General features: G+C 70.1%; 17 protein-coding genes and 1 pseudogene. 7 read left to right on the top strand and 11 right to left on the bottom strand.

Features of this window, described 5'->3' with window-relative positions; all coding sequences use genetic code 11:
- Window positions 1–19 precede the first annotated feature (19 nt).
- Together OG223_RS44775 and OG223_RS44770 are read right to left on the bottom strand one after the other, a co-directional pair.
- Complete coding sequence (locus OG223_RS44775) at window positions 20–985, bottom strand: carbohydrate ABC transporter permease (RefSeq protein WP_329262102.1); 966 nt, start codon at window positions 983–985, stop codon at window positions 20–22.
- Window positions 982–2,391, bottom strand: a complete 1,410-nt coding sequence (locus OG223_RS44770; protein WP_329262100.1) for an extracellular solute-binding protein — start codon at window positions 2,389–2,391, stop codon at window positions 982–984. The genes OG223_RS44775 and OG223_RS44770 overlap by 4 nt, the downstream gene beginning before the upstream one ends.
- A 205-nt stretch (window positions 2,392–2,596) precedes the next feature.
- Between OG223_RS44770 and OG223_RS44765 the strand changes: the two genes are divergently transcribed.
- Window positions 2,597–4,156 (top strand): glycoside hydrolase family 32 protein, encoded by a 1,560-nt coding sequence (locus OG223_RS44765; RefSeq protein ID WP_329262098.1) that lies wholly within the window; start codon window positions 2,597–2,599, stop codon window positions 4,154–4,156.
- A 466-nt stretch (window positions 4,157–4,622) separates the two neighbouring features.
- On the opposite strand, the gene OG223_RS44760 is transcribed toward OG223_RS44765, so the two are convergent.
- The 7 genes from OG223_RS44760 to OG223_RS44730 all read right to left on the bottom strand — a co-directional run bounded on the left by OG223_RS44760 (window position 4,623) and on the right by OG223_RS44730 (window position 11,359).
- Window positions 4,623–6,218 (bottom strand): Na+/H+ antiporter, encoded by a 1,596-nt coding sequence (locus OG223_RS44760; protein ID WP_329262095.1) that lies wholly within the window; start codon window positions 6,216–6,218, stop codon window positions 4,623–4,625.
- Between the two features lie 139 nt (window positions 6,219–6,357).
- On the bottom strand, window positions 6,358–6,741 hold the full coding sequence (locus OG223_RS44755; RefSeq protein ID WP_329262093.1) for a DUF2255 family protein: 384 nt from the start codon (window positions 6,739–6,741) through the stop codon (window positions 6,358–6,360).
- A gap of 135 nt (window positions 6,742–6,876) precedes the next feature.
- Window positions 6,877–7,920 (bottom strand): NAD(P)-dependent alcohol dehydrogenase, encoded by a 1,044-nt coding sequence (locus tag OG223_RS44750; protein ID WP_329262090.1) that lies wholly within the window; start codon window positions 7,918–7,920, stop codon window positions 6,877–6,879.
- A 47-nt stretch (window positions 7,921–7,967) separates the two neighbouring features.
- Entirely contained in the window at window positions 7,968–8,375 is a 408-nt protein-coding gene (locus tag OG223_RS44745; protein ID WP_329262087.1) for a DUF2255 family protein, read from the bottom strand.
- Complete coding sequence (locus OG223_RS44740; RefSeq protein ID WP_329262084.1) at window positions 8,372–9,778, bottom strand: MFS transporter; 1,407 nt, start codon at window positions 9,776–9,778, stop codon at window positions 8,372–8,374. Before OG223_RS44740 ends, OG223_RS44745 begins: the two co-directional genes overlap by 4 nt.
- Before the next feature lie 150 nt (window positions 9,779–9,928).
- Complete coding sequence (locus OG223_RS44735) at window positions 9,929–10,714, bottom strand: NADPH-dependent F420 reductase (RefSeq protein ID WP_329265812.1); 786 nt, start codon at window positions 10,712–10,714, stop codon at window positions 9,929–9,931.
- Window positions 10,715–10,720: 6 nt separating this feature from the next.
- Window positions 10,721–11,359, bottom strand: a complete 639-nt coding sequence (locus tag OG223_RS44730; protein ID WP_329262082.1) for an NAD(P)-dependent oxidoreductase — start codon at window positions 11,357–11,359, stop codon at window positions 10,721–10,723.
- 96 nt (window positions 11,360–11,455) lie between these two features.
- On the opposite strand from OG223_RS44730, the gene OG223_RS44725 reads away from it, so the two are divergent.
- Entirely contained in the window at window positions 11,456–11,863 is a 408-nt protein-coding gene (locus tag OG223_RS44725) for a winged helix-turn-helix transcriptional regulator (protein WP_329262079.1), read from the top strand.
- A gap of 8 nt (window positions 11,864–11,871) precedes the next feature.
- Here the strand turns inward: OG223_RS44725 and OG223_RS44720 are convergent, their stop codons facing one another.
- Entirely contained in the window at window positions 11,872–12,786 is a 915-nt protein-coding gene (locus OG223_RS44720; protein ID WP_329262077.1) for a helix-turn-helix transcriptional regulator, read from the bottom strand.
- 151 nt (window positions 12,787–12,937) lie between these two features.
- Here OG223_RS44720 and OG223_RS44715 point away from each other — a divergent pair, with 151 nt between their 5' ends.
- From OG223_RS44715 to OG223_RS44700, 4 genes and pseudogenes are all read left to right on the top strand, one after another.
- A complete protein-coding gene (locus OG223_RS44715; protein WP_329262075.1) occupies window positions 12,938–13,789 on the top strand; it encodes an aldo/keto reductase in 852 nt (283 codons plus the stop codon).
- 58 nt (window positions 13,790–13,847) lie between these two features.
- A complete protein-coding gene (locus tag OG223_RS44710) occupies window positions 13,848–14,627 on the top strand; it encodes an SDR family oxidoreductase (protein ID WP_329262072.1) in 780 nt (259 codons plus the stop codon).
- Between the two features lie 92 nt (window positions 14,628–14,719).
- The gene (locus OG223_RS44705; RefSeq protein ID WP_329262070.1) at window positions 14,720–15,340 is read left to right on the top strand and encodes a flavodoxin; all 621 of its coding nucleotides are present in this window, start codon (window positions 14,720–14,722) and stop codon (window positions 15,338–15,340) included.
- Between the two features lie 212 nt (window positions 15,341–15,552).
- Window positions 15,553–16,290, top strand: a pseudogene (locus OG223_RS44700) (XdhC family protein); the annotation flags it as partial.
- Window positions 16,291–16,329: 39 nt separating this feature from the next.
- Here the strand turns inward: OG223_RS44700 and OG223_RS44695 are convergent.
- A complete protein-coding gene (locus tag OG223_RS44695) occupies window positions 16,330–17,196 on the bottom strand; it encodes a helix-turn-helix domain-containing protein (protein ID WP_329262067.1) in 867 nt (288 codons plus the stop codon).
- A gap of 216 nt (window positions 17,197–17,412) precedes the next feature.
- Here OG223_RS44695 and OG223_RS44690 point away from each other — a divergent pair, with 216 nt between their 5' ends.
- Entirely contained in the window at window positions 17,413–18,393 is a 981-nt protein-coding gene (locus tag OG223_RS44690; RefSeq protein ID WP_329262064.1) for an aldo/keto reductase, read from the top strand.
- The last annotated feature ends 347 nt before the right edge of the window (window positions 18,394–18,740 follow it).

The following is an 18,740-nucleotide window of genomic DNA, read 5'->3' as shown; positions in this document are numbered from 1 at the left end:
GCTCATGCGGCTCACCGGCTCACTGGTAGTGGACGAAACGCCGGCTGAGCCGGAACTGGACGGCGGTGACCGCCATGATCAGCGCGAAGAGCAGCACGCCCACCGCGGATGCCTCGCCGAAGTCGAGCTGCTCGAAGGCCCTCTCGTAGATCACCATCACCACGGTGCGGGTGGCGTCGCCGGGTCCGCCGTCGGTGAGGACGTAGGGCTGTTCGAAGACCTGGAGGGCGTTGATGATGCCGACCACCGACGCGACGAGCAGCGTCGGCGACAGCAGCGGCAGTGTGATGCCGAGGTGCTTGCGCAGGCCGGTCGCGCCGTCGAGGGCGGCGGCCTCGTGGATCTCCTTGGGGATGTTGTTCAGACCGCCGACGAACAGCAGGAACGAGAAACCGAACTGCTGCCAGACGTAGACCAGGACCACCGTGGCCATCGCCGCGTGCTCCGAGGTCAGCCAGGGCACGGGCGCGACGCCGACCAGGCCGATCAGCCAGTTCACCACCCCGAAGTCCTGGTTGAACAGGTATTTCATCACCACCGAGATAGACGCGGCGGACAGGACCAGGGGGAAGAAGAACGCCGAACGGAACAGCGACCGCAGCCACACCGGCATCCGCCCGTTCAGCGCGAGCGCCAGCGACAGCGCGATCAGCAGTTGCAGCGCGACCGCGAGGACCATGAAGAGGAGCGTGTTGCGGAAGGAGACCAGGACGGTCGAGTCCGTGAAGGTCGTGCGGTAGTTGGCGCCGCCGGCGAAGCGGGGCGGGTCGATCACGTTCCAGTGGAACAGGCTCAGCACGACGGACACGATGATCGGCACGACCGTGAAGACGACGATGCCGACGACCGTGGGCGCCAGGAACAGCGCGGCCAGCAGCCGGGTGCCGCGGTCGCGGACGGAGCGCCGCACGGCGACGGCGGGTGGCGTGCCGGGCCGCGGACGTACGGCCGGGGCCTGGGAGTTCGGGACCTGGGTGTTCGTCATATCTCACGCTCCATGGCCTGCTCCAGGTCGCCCTGCATCCGGCGCAGCGCGGGACCCACCGCACGCGGTGAGGCAAGTGCGGTGCCGGTGTACTTGAGCAGGACGTCGGTCACCTCGGCGACCTGCGGCGGCGCGGGGATCGGGCCGGTGTCGGGAAACCGGTCGAGGGTGTCGTAGAAGACCTGCCAGTGGGCCGGGCCGCTTTCGGCGTAGCGGGCGGCGTTCAGCATCGAACGCCGGGCCGGGGTGGTCTGGTTGCCCTGGAACAGCCGGGTCATGGTGTCCTTGCGGGCCGCGTACTTGATGAACTCCCAGGCGGCTTCCTGCTTCTTCGAGGTGCGCAGCAGCGCGTAGCCCGCCGCGCCGAACTGGTGGCGCTGGGTACGCCAGCGCGGGAAGTACTGCACGTCGTAGTCGGCGGCCCGCATGCCGGCCAACTGCAGGCCGCCCGCCCAGAAGCCGCCCGCCGGTGTGACGCCGACGTGGCCGGTGGAGAACACGCCGACCAGATTGCTGCCGTTGCCGCCCTCGGGCCGGGTGCACAGGTCCTCCTGGACGAGGGAGGCGAGATAGTCGTACGCCTCCTCGACCCGGTCGGCGGTGGCCTGCGGGGTCGTCCAGCGGAAGCCCCCGCCGCGCCCCTGCCGGTCGGCGGCCGGGTAGAAGGTGTCCCACAGCCAGGAGCCGCCGGGCGCCTTCGACTCCTTCAGCAGGTTCGTGCCGTTCGCGAAGAGCCAGGGCACCACGCCGCCCCACAGCCGGTTCGTCCAGAAGTACGGCGTGAAGTGCGAGCCGCCGGTGCGTTTCAGCTCCCGCAGCAGCGCGGTGAAGTCGTCGCGGCTCCAGTCGGCCGCCGGGAACCCCGCGCCCGCCCGCTTCAGCACCTGCTTGTTGAGGTAGATGTCGGCGGCGTTGAACTCCATCGGGAGTTGGTAGAGGTTCCCCTCGTACATCATCGACTCGACCAGCGAGGGGTGGACGTCGGCGAAGTATTCACGCAGCTCCGCCGCGTCCCGCCGCACCCAGTGGTCCAGGGCCACGCCGAGTCGTTGGGCGAACAACTGCACGCCCTCGGTGGCCACATACACCAGGTCGGGGGCGGTGCCCGCGGCGATCTGGGTGAGGATCTTCGCGAAGAAGTCCGACCAGTCGACGGCCTGCACCGCGTTCACCCGCAGCGGGATGTCGGGGTGGAGCCGGTGGAAGCCCTTGGTGAGGGCGTCGACGGTGGCCGGGTCGAAGGCGGAACCGAGGGTGGCGACGACGAGGGAGCCGTCGTCACGGCCGGGGATGTCGGCTCCGGTGAGCCGGTCCCAGCTCGCGGCGGTCCCGGCCAGGGCGGCTGCTCCGGCCCCGTACGCGCCGTACCGCAGCAGCGTGCGGCGGGGGATGTGCGAGTCAGTCATCAACGGGCCTAACTCGTGTTAGTTCAGGGGTGATGCCCCAGATGATGGGAACCGGGCGGCAAGCCTGTCAAGGGTCGGGAACGCTTGACCTTTAACGAGTTAGGTCTCTTGGACCTTTACCGAGTTAGGTCTACAGTCCTCGTTCGCAGGAGCCGATTTTTCACTCCCTCTACGTCGTGAGCCGCCACGAGAGGAACGATGTGTCATGCCCGGAACGTCGGGGATTTCCAGGAGATCACTGTTCGCGGGATCGGCGGCGGGCACCGCTGCCGCGCTGCTGTCCACCGGAACGGCCACGGCCGCGAGCGGGACCAAGTCCGCGGTGAGCGGGGCGAGTTACCGCGCCGCGTACCACTTCACGGTCCCCGACCAGTGGAAGAACGACCCGCAGCGGCCCGTGTGGATCGACGGCGAGTACCACTACTACTACCTCTACAACGCCGACTACTTCACCGGCGCCGTCGGGACCGCGTGGCGCCTGGCCACCACCAAGGACCTGGTCTCCTTCACCGACCGCGGGGTCGCCGTGCCCAAGGACACCACGGTCAACGGCGATCTCTGGTCGGGTTCGGCGGTGGTCGACACCGGCAACACGGCCGGGTTCGGCGCGGGCGCGGTCGTCGTCATCGTCACGATGTCCCCCGGCGGCGGCACCGACCACCAGGAGCAGTTCCTGTACTACTCGACCGACGGCGGTCTCACCTTCACCAACTACGGGACCGACCCCGTCCTGCCCAACCCCGGCGTCGCCGACTTCCGCGACCCCAAGGTGATCCGCGACGAGGACCGGGGCCGCTGGGTGATGGCCCTCGCCGAGAACGACAAGGTCGGTTTCTACCACTCCGACGACCTCAAGTCCTGGACGTACGTGGGCGGTTTCGTCCACGACGGCGTCGGCGTCCTGGAGTGCCCCGACCTGTTCCGCATCACCGCCGGCGACGGCACCGTGAAATGGGTGCTCGGCGTGAGCGCCAACGGGAAGGGCTCGGGGCTGCCCAACACGTACGCCTACTGGACGGGTTCCTTCGACGGCAGCGCGTTCACCGCCGATGCGGGTGAGCCGCAGTGGCTCGACCACGGCTGGGACTGGTACGGCGCCGTCACCTTCGAGAAGCGGGGCGCGAGCGGCGCGGTGGACGCGGCCGCCCGGTACGCGATCGGCTGGGTGAACAACTGGGACTACGCCAACACCACACCCACCATCGACTGTGACGGCTTCAACGGCACCGACTCCGTCGTCCGCGAGATCACCCTGAAGAAGGCGTCCGACACCACCTACTACCTCGCCTCCCGGCCCGTCGCCGGCCTCGACTCGCATGTCTCCCGCACCGTGAACCTGGGCGACGTGACCGTGAACGGCACGAAGGTGCTCGACTACACCGGTATCTCCTACGAGGTGACGACCGAGCTCACCTGGTCCCAACTCACCGGCGCAGGCCTCCAGTTGAGGCGCTCACCCGACGGCGGCCGGCACATCGACGCCGGGATCTACGGCAACTACGCCTTCCTCAACCGACGCAACACGGTGAACGCCGACACGTCCGGCAAGTGGCAGGAGAGCCACACCCCGTTCGACCCGTCCACCGGCACGGTGAAGCTGCGCATCCTGGTGGACCGCACGTCGGTGGAGATGTTCGTCGACGACGGCCGCTATGTGCACACCAGCCAGGTGTTCCCGTACCTGCTGGACACCCGGCTCGCGCTGTTCACGATCGGCGGCAGTGCGGTGTTCCGTAACACGGTGATACGCGAGTTCTCGGTGTGAGGTCGGTCAGGCCGACAGGTACTGGAGGGGTCCGCGCTCCGCTCGGCTGAGGTGGCGAAGCCGAACGTCTTCCGCGTCCGGGTCGTCGTGCGGCTCATGCCGGCGAGGCTGTCCTGACCTCCCACCGTTCCGGGATCAGACCGGGCGAACGGGGCACTTGCCTGGTGCTGTGGTCGATGACCATGCTCATGAGCGGTCGCCTGGACGGACGCTGTCCCAGTCGGCTTCAGGCGGCCGGCGCCGCGAGCGCGATGAACGCTCCGGCCACACCTGGAGTGCTGGGTGGCCTCCGCTCCCGGCGCGACGGCCAGTTGTGGGAAGCGCATGCCCTCCCGGGACCTCTTCTCCCTGGCCGCCAACTCGGCCACCTTGGCGGCGACTTCGGCCCCCGGGGCAGGTGCGAGCGGTCCCTCACCCGACTCGCCCCGGACCAGCCAGTCCCCGTCGGCTCCTGTCCGGGTGGGGGTCACTCGGCGGCTTCGCGTCGGGACAGCCGTACTTCTTCGATGTCGAGTCGGCGTTGTACCTGGCGCAGCACGGTGTCGTCGATCTCGTGGTCGTCGCGGAGGCGGAGCACGGTGGCGCGTTTGTGGGCGAGGAGGGCCAGGCGCAGGGCGGTGTAGTGCCGGTCGTGGCGCAGGACGGCCGCTTCGTCGGAGGCATCGGTCTCGCCGCCGCCGGCGCGGACGACGAGCAGGTGGGTCTCGTACTCCTGGCGCATGCGCTCGGCGACGGCCGGGTCGGTGTCCAGTTCGTCCGCCAGCTCGGGGAGGGCTTTGAGGGCCTCCTCGGTGGCGGTCGTCTCGGCGAGGAAGCGCTCCTCCTCCACCGAGGTGTCATGGGGCAGCCGGGCCCAGCGCACCACGGCCGGCAGCAGCAGGCCCTGGACCAGGAGGGTGGTGACGATGACTCCGGAGGTGACGAAGACGATCGTGTCGCGGTCGGGGAAGGGGGCGCCCGAGTCGAGGGTCGTCGGTACCGACAGGGCCACGGCCAGGGAGACCGCGCCCCGGAAGCCGGCGATCGAAGTGACCACTCTCGCGCGGTAGTTCATCCGGCGCAGGCGCTGCTGCGGGCGGCGGTCGAGAAGGCGGATCAGGTACGGGAAGGTGAAGTTGAAGGCGAAGCGCGCCGCGACGACCACGCCGGAGACCGCCCCGACGGCGATGAGGGCGTGGGTGAGGTCGCCGCCGTGCAGTTCGCGTACGGCCGCCTGTGCCTGCAGGCCGACCAGGACGAACAGAGCGCCGTTGAGCAGGAAGGTGGCCAGCGACCAGAACTCCTCCGCCTGGCGGCGCATCGCGGCCCCCGCCACGCGCGGGCCGGCCTGGCTCATGATCAGCCCCGCCACGACGGCCGCGAGCACGCCGGAGGCCTCGATCAACTCGGCCAGCAGGTACGCCGTGAACGGGGTGAGGATCATCGCCACGTTGCCCAGCAGCGGATCGTCGAAGACCCGGCGCGCCCTGATCACCAGCCACGCGATCAGTGCTCCGGCCGCGGCTCCGCCGACGTAGGAGAGGACGAACAGCCAGGTGACGTGCGGGACGGTGAAGTGCTCCTCGCCGACGGTGATGCCGACGGCCAGCCCGTAGACGACCAGTGCGGTGCCGTCGTTGACGAGGCTCTCGGCGCGCAGCAGGGTCACGTTGCGGCGGGGCAGTGCTTTGGCGAGTACGCCGACCGCGGTCGCGTCGGTGGGGGCGACGGCCGCGCCGAGGACCCATGCCGGGCCCCAGGCCAGGCCGAGTTGGTGCGCCACTGCCGCCACCGCGCCGGCGGTGCCGATGACCAGCACGGTGCTCATCAGGATGATGCCGCGCAGGTCCCGGCGGATCTCCCGCAGCGAGGTGGTCAGGCTCTCCCAGTACAGCAGTACCGGAAGGAAGATGAGCAGGACGGCCTCCGGGGGCAGCTCCACCTCGCGCAGCGCGGGCACGAAGCCGAGCAGCGCGCCGAGGACGAGCAGCACGACCGGCGGGGCGATCCGGTAGCGGTCACCGGCGGCGTTGCCCAGGAGCACCGCCAGACCGAGGACCACGACGAGTTCGAGACCGATCACGGCATGTCTCCCGGCCGGTTCGGGGGTCGTACGGCAGACCGCACGGCATCGTGGGGACCGCGCTCGCCCCTGGTCGGGGCGCAATACGCAGCGGTCTCAGGGGTGTTGACGGTGAACATCGTTCCTCTCCCGCGGCGGGTCAGCGAGGCAGGAGCCGCATGGTCGTCGAGCCCGCGGTGGAGCTCGTGATGCGCTGGATGGTGTTGGCCGAGTAGCGGCCGTACTTGGTGCGGTAGGCGGCGTCGACCGCGTCGTTGACGGTGCCGTCGGCGTCCTCGAACGCCACGTCCTTCTCGACGCCGCCGGCCTCGATGCGGCCCTCGTGGCGGGCCCGGGTGCCGCGGAACCAGGCGGATGCAGGGCCGTTCACGGAGCGGACGTAGATGTCGTCGTCCACGCGTACGACCCAGATGGTGCGCGGGCCGCTCAGCCCGCCGTCCGGGCGCCGGGAGGCGACGTCCAGTTCCTCGGCCGATCCGACCCGGTCGAGCTCGTCGTCGGTCCAGGGAGCGCTGGTGGTCATCCGTTCATCTCCTCGGTTCTCGTGAGGCTGTTTCTTCGGGGGCGGGCAAGAGACACGGACCGGCTGACTCCTGCGGGTCGAGAGGTTCTTCGACGAGCATCGAGCCTGGTCACCGTTCTCGCACCACCGGTGCGATCAGTTCAGCGTCGAGGTGTCGATGACGAACCGGTAGCGCACGTCGGAGGCGAGGACACGCTCGTACGCCTCGTTGATCCGGTCGGCCGGGATGACCTCTGTCTCGGAGCCGATGCCGTGCTCGGCGCAGAAGTCGAGCATCTCCTGGGTCTCGCGGATGCCGCCGATCAGCGAACCGGCGTAGGAGCGGCCGCGCATGATCAGCGAGAACACGGTGAGCGACAGCGGCTCGGCGGGGGCACCGACGTTGACCAGGGCGCCGTTCACGGCCAGCAGGCCGAGGTGGGCGTCGAGGTCGAGCTTCGCGCTGACCGTGTTGACGATGAGGTCGAAGGTGCCGGCCAACTGCTCGAAGGTCGCCGGATCGCTCGTCGCGTAGTAGTGGTCGGCGCCCAGGCGCAGGCCGTCGTCCATCTTCTTCAGCGACTGGGACAGCACGGTGACCTCGGCGCCCATGGCGTGCGCGAGCTTCACGGCCATGTGGCCGAGCCCGCCGAGGCCGATGACGGCAACCTTCTTGCCGGGGCCCGCGCCCCAGCGGCGCAGCGGGGAGTAGGTGGTGATGCCCGCGCACAGCAGCGGGGCGGCCTCGTCGAGGCCGATGCCCTCGGGGATCCGTAGGACGAAGTCCTCGGTGACGACGACGTGGGTGGAGTAGCCGCCCTGGGTGATCGTGCCGTCCTTGTCGACAGCTCCGTAGGTGAGGGTGTTGCCCTTCAGGCAGTACTGCTCCTCGCCGCGCAGACAGGACGCGCACTCGCGGCAGGAGTCGACCATGCAGCCGACGCCGACCCGGTCGCCGACCGCGTGCCGGGTGACGTCGGAGCCGACCTCGGTGACCACGCCGGCGATCTCGTGGCCGGGGACCAGGGGGTAGGCCGACGGGCCCCACTCGCTGCGGGCGTTGCTGATGTCGGGGTGGCAGATGCCGGCGAACTTGATCTCGATGAGGACGTCGTGCGGGCCGACGTCACGGCGCTCGACGGTGGTCGGGGCGAGGGGTTCGGTGGCGGATGTGGCGGCGTACGCGTTGACGGTGAGCATGGGTTTCTCCGGTCCGGTGCAACTGCTGTCGGGAATGGGGGATCTGGTCAGCGGGGTTCGAGCCGCATGGTGGTGGAGCCCGCTTCGGGGCTGGTGATGGCCTTGACGATGTACGCGGCGTAGTGCCCGTACTTGGTCCGGTACGCGGCATCCACGGCGGCGTTGACGCCGTCGTCGGCGGCGGCGTCGATGATCGTGACGTCCTTGGCGACCCCGCCGGCCTGGATACGGCCTTCCCGGCGGGCCCGGGTGCCGCGGTACCAGTCGGAGCCGGGGCCGTTGACGGAACGGACGTAGAGGGCGTCGCCGACCCGGACCACCCAGATGGTCCGTCGGCTGCCCAGTTCGCCGCCGCGCCGGAGGGACGCGATCTCCAGTTCCTCCGCGCGTTCGACGCGGTCGAGCTCCTGGCTCGTCCAGGCCGATGTCGCCGATGTCGCCGATGTCGAGGTCATGAGGTCTTCTCCTTGAGGAGTACGGAGGCCACCGCGGTCAGGACCACGAGCAGCGCGGCGATCAGGAGGCTGGTGCGCAGGCCGTGCAGGAAGTGCGCGTGGTGGGAGACCAGGGCGCCGAAGACGGCCACGGACAGGGCGCCGCCGAGTTGGCGGGAGGCGTTCAGGACGCCGCTCGCGGTGCCGGCGCGCCGGGCGGGGACGCGGTCGAGGAGCAGTGAGGTCACGGCCGGTACGGCGAGGCCGCCGCCGGTGCCGACCGGGATCATCAGCAGGACCAGCAGCCAGGCGGGCGCCGATGCCGACGGAACACAGAGCGCCACCAGGCCCGCGGCCATCAGGAGCTGCCCCGTGATGATCGGCATGCGCGGCCCGAAGCGCGCGGCGAGCCGGGCGGCGGTCGGGCTGACGACCGCGGTCAGCAGCGTCATCGGCAGGAACGCCAGGCCGGTGGCCATCGGCGACAGGTCCTGTTCCTGCTGGAGGTACAGGCCGAGCAGGAAGATCATCCCGTAGAAGCCGACGTTGAGCGCGAATCCGATCGTCGCCGAGAGCGCCATCGTCCGGGCGCGCAGCAGTTCCAGCGGCACCATCGGGTTGCGGCCGCGCGCCTGGGCGACCAGGAAGACCACCGCCGCCGTCACGGCGACCGCCAGTGCGAGCAGGACGCGCGGTGCGCCCAGGCCCACGGCGCCGGTCTCGATCGCCGCGTAGGTCAGGCCGCCCATGGCCGCCACCGCGGCGATCTGCCCGGTCCAGTCGAACGGGGCGTCGCCCTGGCGGGGTGAGCGGGCGGTCCGGGTGAGCAGGAACAGCGCCAGCACGCCGACCGGCAGATTGACGAAGAAGATCATCCGCCAGTCGAGTTCACTCAGCACGCCGCCCAGCACCGGCCCGGCCGCGGCGCCCACCGAGCCGCCCATCGCCCACACCGAGATCGCCCGGGCACGCCGGGCCGGGTCGGGGAACGCCTCGCGGATCAGCGCCAGCGAGGCCGGCACGATCACCGCGGCGCCCGCACCCTGGACCAGCCGCGCCCCGGTCAGCACACCCAGGTTCGGTGCGAAACCGCATGCCGCCGAGGCGACGGTGAACACCATGAGCCCCGCTCCGAACGCCTGCCGCGCGCCGATCCGGTCGGTCACCGACCCCGCGGACAGCAGCAGTGCGGCGAACATCAGCGTGTAGCCGTCCACCACCCACTGCAGTCCCGTCATCCCGCCGCCGAAGCCGCGCCCGATCTCGGGCAGCGCGACGTTGACGATCAGGGCGTCGAGCGTCATCACGAAGAAACCGAGCAGCGCGGCGGCCAGAGCCCACTGGGCGCCGTTCGCGGTGCGGGGCTGCCCGGCGGCGGCATCGGCTGACGCCGACGGCTTGTCCGATGCGACAGAACTGGACACGGATGGATCTCCTGGTGAGGAAACGACGGGAACGGAATGAGCTCTTCGACCGTCGTCCAGCCTGCGTGCCGGACGTCTCGCGTGGCAGGCCGAGCTGTGCCGGGGAGCGCTGTTCGGGGGTGTGACAGGGCCCCCACCCACCAGGCGGTTCTAGGCGAGAGTCGCGCGGGCGTCGCCCGCGGAACGCCGGACGGCGGTGTCGGTCAGCTCCCTCACCTTGTCGGCGGGCACCGGGACGCCCGGGACCTCGAAGAACCAGCGCCCCGTCTCCTGGTCGGTCAGCCCGTCGGGCCGTGCCGGCAAGTACGGCTGGACGTAGACGGGGGTGCCCGGCTCGCTGCGCCAACTGTCGGCGAGCGTGCCGATGTCCACGGCGTCGAAGCCCAGCGCGTCCAGCAGCTCGGCCACCTGTGCCTTGGCGGCCGGGTCGTCCCCGGCGACGGGCAGGGCGCTGCGGTCGTCGGCGCCGACGGGGCGGGCGGAGGTGAACAGGCGCACGAAGTCGATGCTGTTGAAGGCTTTCACCACCTGCGAGTCGGCCAGTCGTCGTTGGACCAGGGCGCTGGAGGTCTGCTCGCCGGAGTCGAGCTCGGCGATCCGGCCGTCGCGGTCGGGGTAGTAGTTCATGGTGTCGATGACGGTCTTGCCGGCCAGAGCGGCGACGGGCAGCTTCTCGTAGGTGCTCAGCGGGACGGTCACCACCACCAGGTCGCCGGCCTGCGCTGCCTCGGCGGGTGTGGCCGCGCGCGCCTGTTCGCCGAGTTCGGCGACGAGGTCGGCGAGAGTGTCGGGGCCGCGGGAGTTGCTGACTACGACATTCAGGCCGGCGGCGATCGCGAGGCGGGCCAACGCGCTGCCGATGTTGCCGGCGCCGATGAGGCCGAGGGTCTTGGTCACGGGTCGATCTCCTTGTGGAGTAGGTGAGGTGGCGTGCAGAGATGGTCAGCGGCCGGCGGTGAGCACTGCGGTGCGCCGGGACCACGAGCCTTCGACGGCGGCCTCCAGCAGGAAGGCGGCGACGTCGGCCCGGGAGATCCTGGGCAGGCCGGGCAGGCGGTCGAGCGCGGTCAGGTCGACGGCATGGACGGCGCCGGTGGCGGGCTTGTCGGTGAGCAGCACCGGGTAGGCCAGCGTCCAGTCCAGGCCGGAGGCGGTGAGGATCCGCTCCCCCGCGGCCTTGTCGGCGAACGTGGCCTTGCCGCCGGAGTTGTAGAGAAAGCGGGCGAACCCGGAGGCCTTGGCCAGGGAGTCGCCGACCCCGAACGCCGACATGACCAGTACGCGCTTGGTTCCGCTGTCCTCGGCGGCCCGGACCAGCGCGCGCGTGGTGTCCGCGATCAGGTTGCCCGGGTCCTTGACCTTGCCGAGACCGAGCGTGCTGACCACCGCGTCGGTGCCGCGCATCGCCTCGGCGAGTGCGCGGGCGTCGCGGACGTCCCCCACGACCACGGTCAGCCGGTCGGCCGGGGTGATCTTGGAGGCGTCGCGGACGAAGGCGACGACCTCGTGTCCGGCCGCGGTGGCCCGATCCGCGAACAGGGTGCCGGTGGCGCCGGTGGCACCAAGGAGGAGGAATTTCATCGGACGACTTCTCCCTTCGGGAGCCCGCAGCGGCTCATGCTTACGAAAATACAGTACTTACTCAGAATAAGTACATCGTCCGTTTAGCATGAACACATGAGCCGAGGGACGGACCGCGTGGCCGGGATGAGCGTGTTCGATCCGCAGTGCACGTCGAGGGAGGTGCTGGAGCACGCGACGGGCCGGTGGGGTGCCCTGACCCTCGCCGCCCTGGTCGAAGGCCCTCTGCGATTCGCCGAGGTACGTCGTAACGTGTCCGGGGTCTCCGACCGGATGCTGTGGCAGACCCTCCAACGACTGGAGGACGACGGCCTCGTCACACGCACACCGCACCCCACGGTCGCCAGGCGGGTCGACTACGAACTCACCGGTCTCGGCCGCCCGATCGCCGAGCGCGTCTGCGACCTGATCGACGCCATCTACGAGCAGTTGCCCGGCATCGTCGCCCACCAGCGCGCGAACGGCACCGGGGCGGCGTCACCCGCGGACGACACGGCCGGCTGACGCGTCGCTCAGGATCGTGTACGCCGTCGCTGTTCGTCCGTCGTGTCCGGATCCGCGACGGGCCGGGCAGGGACCAGGTCGAGCAGGAGCATGGCGTCGTGGTCCGGGGTGCCGGGTTCGGCGGTGTAGACGCCGAGGCGCTGGCCGGGCGTGTCTTCGAGGTGCATGCTCTGGCCGCTGAGGGTGAGGACGCCGACCTCGGGGTGGTGGAAGGTCTTCCGGACCTTCTTGCGGCCGACGACGTCGTAGCGCTCCCACAGCTTGGCGAAGTCGGGGCTCTTGAGCAGGAGTTCGCCCACCAGGTGGGTGAGGTCCGGGGCGTCCGGGTCGATGCCGGACTGGGCGCGCAGCCGGGCGACGCAGCCGCGGACCTGGTAGTCCCAGTCGGGGAAGAGGGTGGGCGCGGTCGGGTGCAGGAAGAGGTAGCGGGCGATGTTGCGTTGGCCGGCGGGCCAGTCGGCGAGGCCCGCGAACAGGGCGAGGCCGCCGGGGTTCCAGGCGAGCAGGTCCATGCTGCGGCCGATGACGTAGGCGGGGCTCGGCCGCAGCGTCTCCAGGACCAGCTTCAGATGCGGGCGCACGGTGCGGCTCGGCGGCGAGGGGGCGGGGGCGTACTGCGCGGCCCGGGTGGCGAGTTCGCGCAGGTGCTGGTGCTCGGCGTCGTCGAGATGCAGGGCACGGGCGAGTGCGTCGAGTACGGCCGGGCTGGGGCGGCTCTCCCTGCCGCGCTCCAGGCGGACGTAGTAGTCGATGCTGATGCCGGAGAGCGTGGCCAGTTCCTCACGGCGCAGGCCCGGGGTGCGGCGCAGTCCGGCGCCCACGGTGAGGCCGACCTGGTCGGGGCTCGTCCGGGTGCGTCGCGCGTGCAGGAACCGGCCCAGCTCTCCGCCGTCGCCCCTGCCGGTGCTCTGCTCGGATGCCATGCCGCCAGTGTCACACCGCGCCGACCTGGGTGGCAGGTGCGTGGGGGGCCCTGTCATTACCCCGAACGCCGCTCCCCGGCACAGCTCGACCTGCCACCGGGGGCGCGAAGGCGGGATGCTCGAAGAACCCGCGAAAGGTAAGGAACGTCCCATGCAGACCGTCACCCTCAACAACGGCGTCGAGATGCCGATCCTCGGTTTCGGCGTCTACCAGATCCCGCCGGAGCAGACCGAGCAGGCCGTCACCGACGCTCTCGCCGCCGGCTACCGGCTGCTCGACACCGCTGCCGCCTACGGCAACGAGGAGGCCGTCGGCCGCGCGATCAAGAACAGTGGCATCCCGCGCGAGGAACTGTTCGTCACCACCAAGCTGTGGGTCCAGGACGCGCCCGCCGAGGAGAACACCAAGCGCGCCTTCGAGACGTCGCTGACCAAGCTCGGCCTCGACCACCTCGACCTGTACCTGATGCACCAGCCCTTCGGCGACGTGTACGGCCAGTGGCGCGCCATGGAAGCCCTCCACCGCGAGGGCCGCGCCAAGGCGATCGGCGTCGCCAACTTCTACCCCGACCGGCTCCTCGACCTCGTCCTCAACAACGAGGTCACCCCCGCGGTCAACCAGATCGAGACCCACCCCTTCTTCCAGCGCACCGCCGACCAGGAACTCATGCGCGAGCACGGGGTCCAGATCCAGTCGTGGGGCGGCTTCGCCGAGGGCAAGAACGACCTCTTCACCCACCCGGTCCTGAGCGAGATCGGCGTGCAGCACGGCAAGTCCGTGGCCCAGGTCGTACTCCGCTGGCTGACCCAGCGCGGCGTCGTCGCGATCCCCAAGTCGGTCCGCGCCGACCGCATGGCGGAGAACTTCGACATCTTCGACTTCGAGCTCACCGACGACCAGATGGCGGCCGTCGCCACGCTGGAGACCGGGGCGACGCTGTTCTTCGACCACCGCGACCCGGCGATGGTCGGTTGGCTCAGCGCACGGCGCCTGGACGGCTGACCAGGCACATCTCCTTGACGTCCGCACGACGACCCCACTCACGGACCAGGACCTCGCCATGCCCCAGCGGCAGAACATCACCGACGTACTCATGGTCGGCGCGACCGGCAGCATCGGACGGCTCGCGGTGGCTGCCGCACAACGGCACGGTCTGCGCCCGAGGGCACTGGTACGCGACCTACGGCGCGGCGAGGAACTGCTCCCCGGCGTCGAACTGGTCCGGGGCGACCTCGAGGATCCCGCTTCCCTGCGGAGCGCGGTGGGCGGAGCGGGTGCCGTCGTCCTCACCCATGGCTCCGGCGGCGACTCCCGTGCCGACGCCCGTGCGCACGTCGACTACGGAGGCGTACGCAACATCCTGCGGGCTCTCGACGGCGCCCGGCCGCGCGTGGCGCCGATGACGTCCATCTACGCCACGCGCAGCGACATCCCGGGCGCCACCCCGTGGAAGCGACGCTCCGAGCGTCTCCTTCGGGCCAGTGGCCTGCCTTGCACGATCGTCCGGCCCGGCTGGTTCGACCACGCCGGCCCGACGCAGCGGCGACTCGTCCTGGAGCAGGGCGGTACGGCCGACGGCGGGATCGCCCGCGACCAGATCGCCTTGACACTCGTCCGAAGCCTGCTGACGAACACCGCGTTGGGCAAGACGTTCGAGCTCATCGCCGAGGAGGGGGAGGAGCCGTCCGACTGGGCGGAGCTCTTCGGCGCCCTGAAGACCGACGAATCCGGCTCCGTGGACGGCGTGTCGGACCCGTCCGACCTTGCCGTCGAAGCCGAGCCGCGGGCGGTGCGCGCGGATCTCGACGCCGTCCGTTCCCATCGCGGAACCAGCGGATGACGGCGGGCGGATTCGGCACGCGGAAGGGCGAACCCGCCGCGCCCGGGCGACGGATGCTCCTGCGCGGCGTACTTCTGGGAGGAGCCACCGTCATGACAGGTGTCCAGATCACAGGCTGTTCCACGTCGCGGTCGAGCGACGCGGCGCCCGAGGCCGACGAGCGACCTGCGACGACGCCCTCGTCCGGGAAGCGGGTCCTGCTGGCCTACTTCTCCCGGCCGGGCGAGAACTATTTCAACGGCGGACGTACCGAGCTCAAGGTCGGAAACACGGAGGTCCTCGCCCGCATGATCGGCGAGCACATCGAGTGCGACGTGCACCGCATCGAAGCCGTCGACGCCTACTCCGACGACTACGACGCCACGGTCGCGCGCAACGTCCGCGAACAGGACGCCGATGCGCGGCCGGCCATCGCCAACTCCCTGCCGGAGATCGACCGTTACGACGTGGTGCTGCTGGGCAGTCCCATCTGGAACGTCCGAGCACCCATGATCATGTCGACCTTCGCCGAGAGCCACGACTTCCGCGGCAAGACGGTCCATCCGGTCACGACGCACGCCATGAGCGGACTGGGCACCACCGAGCGCGACTACGCGGCGCTCTGCCCGGGCGCGACCATCGGGGAAGGGCGCGCGGTGCGCGGCGAGGACGTCGGGAAGTCCGACGCCGCGGTCCGGTCGTGGCTGCGGCGTATCGGCACTCCCCGGGCTTGACCTACTCGCCGGCATCGGTCACTGACCCGGCGGCTTCTGCTCAGTGACGTCGAACGGGAAACCGACCTCGAACATGGGCCTCCGATCGTGGTAGGTGGAGTACCTCATCTCCACCAGTACCTCGTCCCCGGCGTACGGGTCGGCGCAAAGGTCCAGGTCGGGTCAGGAGGCGTTGTCACCGGCGGCTTCAGTGTCGTGCGGCCAGTCGCGCCCTTTCCCTTCTCGGCGACAGCAGCACGTACGACGAAACCCTCCGCGTCGAACGCGAGGACCGGGCGGTGACGGCACAGACCCGCGCGCTGCCGCGCGCCGGACGCACCGGCCGTATCGAGGGCGGCGGCGACGCGGACACCTGCTCCGACCGGCTCTCCGTCCGCGTCCACACCCACGCGACCCGCCCCGCGTGCTCGTCTTCGGCGCCGTCGACTGCGCCGCTGCCCTCAGCAGGGCCGGGCACTTCCTCGGCCACCGGGTCGCTGTACGCGACGCCTGCCCCGTGTTCGCCACCCCTGCCCGCTTCCCGCACGCCGACGAGGTGATCGTCGAGTGGCCGCACCGGTATCCGGCGGACACCGAGGTCGACGCCCGCACCGCCGTCCGCGTCGTCACCCACGACGCCACATTCGGCATCCCCCTGCTCCGGCTCGCACTCAGCCTCCGGGTCGGCTACGTCGGCGCGATGGGATCAGGGCGCACCCACGACCACCGGCTGGGCGCACTGCGTGAAGCCGGCGTATCCGAAGACGAGTTGGCCCGCCTGCGCTCCCCGATCGGACTCGATCTCGGCGCCCGCACCCCGGAAGAAACAGCCGTCTCCATCACGGCCGAGATCGTCGCCCACGCCCGCCAGGGCACCGGCACCGGCACCGGCCTGCCCCTGTCCCGCGACGGGGCCCATTCACCGCCCCGCGCCGGGTGCTCTTTCAGCGGCCGCGCGAACAGCCGCGTGACGACCGCCCCTGACGGCGTCTCGACCGCATGGCCCGGAGTCAGCCGACGGTGCCGGCGCTGGACTCGTGCGTGGTGGCCCAGGACGCGAGGAAGCGCAGAGCCTCGTGCGAGGGACTACCGGGCTCCGCGGTCAGGACGGTGAGCTGCTGGTCGGGGTCGGTGGGGCAGGCGAGGGTTTCCCAGTCGAGGGTGAGGTCACCGGCCACCGGGTGGTGGAAGGCCTTGGTGCCCATGGCGTGGTGGGCCACGTCGTGAGCGGCCCACCACTCACGGAACTGAGGATCCTGGCCGGAGAGTTCGTCGACGAGTTCATTGAGCCGGGCGTCGTCCGGGTGGTCAGCGGCTTCCATGCGCAGAAAAGCGACGTTGGTACGGGCTACTTCTTCCCAGTCCGTATACAGCTTTCTCATCGCGGGGTCGGTGAATACCAGCCGCACAGAATTGCGCTGCATTTCCGGAATCTGCGAGAAGTCCGTCATCAGGGCCGCTGCGAGGGGATTCCACGCGAGAATATCCATGCGCCGGCCCAGGACGAGAGCGGGGGTGTCGACGAGATTGTCGAGGAGCCGTCGCATCTGCGGACGCACATTCCGCGCCGGGCGCCGACGCGGCCGCGCGTTTCCCTTCCCGGCCAGTCCGAGCAGGTAGTCACGCTGGTCGTCGTCCAGGCGCAGCACCCGGGCCAGAGTCATCAGGACCGGGGCGGAGGCCTCCATACGGCCCTGTTCCAGGCGGGTGTAGTACTCGGTGCTGATCGCCGCCAGCAGCGCCACTTCCTCCCGGCGCAGGCCCGGGACCCGGCGCAGGCTCCCGTTGTCGGGCAGCCCCATGGACCGGGGGCTCAGCTCGGCACGGCGGGCCTTGAGGAAATCCCCCAGCTCGTCGAGGTGTGCGTCCCTGCTCATGCGCGCCACGGTACTGCGGAAACCGTTCCGGCACAGCACGGCTGGGGGGTAGAGATCCATACCTGGAACATTCATTCCCGGTAAGGAACCCTCCCCTTTGCAGGACCTGCTGGACATGTGACGCTGAATGCGCGACCGGGCAGAAATGAGGCGACGGCGTCTCAGAAATAACCGCCCGAGTTTTCCCGCAACGAAACTGAGAAGCGGAGTTCTGTGATGAAGCACGTCTCTCTGGGTGGACTCGATGTCTCTCGGATCGGCCTGGGAGCCATGACCATGGCCGGCACCTACACGACGGGCGGAGGACTCGATGACACCGAGTCGATCCGCACCATCCACCGCGCGCTGGACCTCGGAGTCACCCACATCGACACCGCCGAGATCTACGGTCCCTTCCACAGCGAGGAAATCGTGGGCGAGGCCATCAAGGGCCGACGGGACGACGTCGTCGTGGCGACGAAGTTCGGTCTCGTCTCCCACGCCGGTGGCGGCCCCGGCGTCGTCGACAGCAGCCCCGGGAACGTGAAGGCCGCGGTCGAAGGCTCGCTCAAGCGTCTCGGCACCGACCATATCGACCTCTACTACCAGCACCGCGTCGACCGCAGCACTCCCATCGAGGAGACCGTCGGTGCGCTGGCCGAGCTGGTCGCCGAGGGCAAGGTGCGTCACATCGGACTGTCCGAGGCCGGCCCCGAGACGATCCGCCGGGCACACGCCGTGCATCCGGTGGCCGCGCTGCAGACCGAATACTCCCTGTGGACCCGCGACGTCGAGGACGAGATCCTCCCGCTGCTGCGTGAGCTGGGTATCGGGTTCGTTCCCTACTCGCCGCTCGGGCACGGCCTGCTGACCGGGCAGATCCGCACGGTCGACGATTTCCCCGACGACGACTGGCGCAAGACCAATCCGCGCTTCACCGGTGAGAACTTCCGGCGCAACCTGCTCATCGTCGACGAAGTGCAGGCCATCGGCGCCGAGATCGGAGCCACACCGGCCCAGACCGCGCTGGCATGGCTGCTGACCCGCGGCGACGACATCGCCCCCATCCCCGGCACCCGGCGAGTCGCACGCGTCGAAGAGAACACCGCCGCCGACGGCATCGAACTCACCGCCGCTCAGCTCGACCGCCTGAACAACCTCACGCCGGCCGCAGGCGAACGCCACGACGAGGCGAACATGGCCGGCATCGACCACTGACCGCCGACGCCGCACACCCTGCCTCGGCACGTCCAGCGTGTACGCGTGGCAGTTCGCCAAGATGCAGTACGTCGCCGAGCTGAACGGGTGGACGAAGTCCGCCCCCATGCAGGATCAGTACAGCCTGGTGCAGCGCGGGGAAGAGCAGGAGATGTTCCCTCTTCTGAGGCGCACTACGTGCTCCGCGAGCCCACCCACTTCCAGTCGCCCCGAAAAACAGACCAGCATCAGCGGCGAGCAAGAGCCTGGGCCTACGGTCAGCCGTCGGGCGTCGGGCGCGCGAGCCGCACGAGACGTCAGTGGCCCGACGGTGCGCCATGACATGGCCTTGCCGCAGGACAGTCCGG

Origin of the sequence: Streptomyces sp. NBC_01478 (assembly GCF_036227225.1) — a bacterium.
Taxonomy (GTDB): domain Bacteria; phylum Actinomycetota; class Actinomycetes; order Streptomycetales; family Streptomycetaceae; genus Streptomyces.
The sequence above is the reverse complement of the archived record's forward strand: the minus strand, read 5'-3'. Positions and strand labels throughout refer to the sequence as shown.

Bases quoted from the DNA above. Each gene is read 5' to 3' on its own strand.
- OG223_RS44765 (WP_329262098.1), top strand. From the start codon at position 2,597: ATGCCCGGAACGTCGGGGATTTCCAGGAGATCACTGTTCGCGGGATCG.
- OG223_RS44710 (WP_329262072.1), top strand. From the start codon at position 13,848: ATGCCCCAGCGGCAGAACATCACCGACGTACTCATGGTCGGCGCGACC.
- OG223_RS44770 (WP_329262100.1), bottom strand. From the start codon at position 2,391: ATGACTGACTCGCACATCCCCCGCCGCACGCTGCTGCGGTACGGCGCG.
- OG223_RS44725 (WP_329262079.1), top strand. From the start codon at position 11,456: ATGAGCCGAGGGACGGACCGCGTGGCCGGGATGAGCGTGTTCGATCCG.
- OG223_RS44750 (WP_329262090.1), bottom strand. From the start codon at position 7,920: ATGCTCACCGTCAACGCGTACGCCGCCACATCCGCCACCGAACCCCTC.
- OG223_RS44690 (WP_329262064.1), top strand. From the start codon at position 17,413: ATGAAGCACGTCTCTCTGGGTGGACTCGATGTCTCTCGGATCGGCCTG.
- OG223_RS44715 (WP_329262075.1), top strand. From the start codon at position 12,938: ATGCAGACCGTCACCCTCAACAACGGCGTCGAGATGCCGATCCTCGGT.
- OG223_RS44695 (WP_329262067.1), bottom strand. From the start codon at position 17,196: ATGAGCAGGGACGCACACCTCGACGAGCTGGGGGATTTCCTCAAGGCC.
- OG223_RS44730 (WP_329262082.1), bottom strand. From the start codon at position 11,359: ATGAAATTCCTCCTCCTTGGTGCCACCGGCGCCACCGGCACCCTGTTC.
- OG223_RS44775 (WP_329262102.1), bottom strand. From the start codon at position 985: ATGACGAACACCCAGGTCCCGAACTCCCAGGCCCCGGCCGTACGTCCG.
- OG223_RS44705 (WP_329262070.1), top strand. From the start codon at position 14,720: ATGACAGGTGTCCAGATCACAGGCTGTTCCACGTCGCGGTCGAGCGAC.
- OG223_RS44755 (WP_329262093.1), bottom strand. From the start codon at position 6,741: ATGACCACCAGCGCTCCCTGGACCGACGACGAGCTCGACCGGGTCGGA.
- OG223_RS44720 (WP_329262077.1), bottom strand. From the start codon at position 12,786: ATGGCATCCGAGCAGAGCACCGGCAGGGGCGACGGCGGAGAGCTGGGC.
- OG223_RS44745 (WP_329262087.1), bottom strand. From the start codon at position 8,375: ATGACCTCGACATCGGCGACATCGGCGACATCGGCCTGGACGAGCCAG.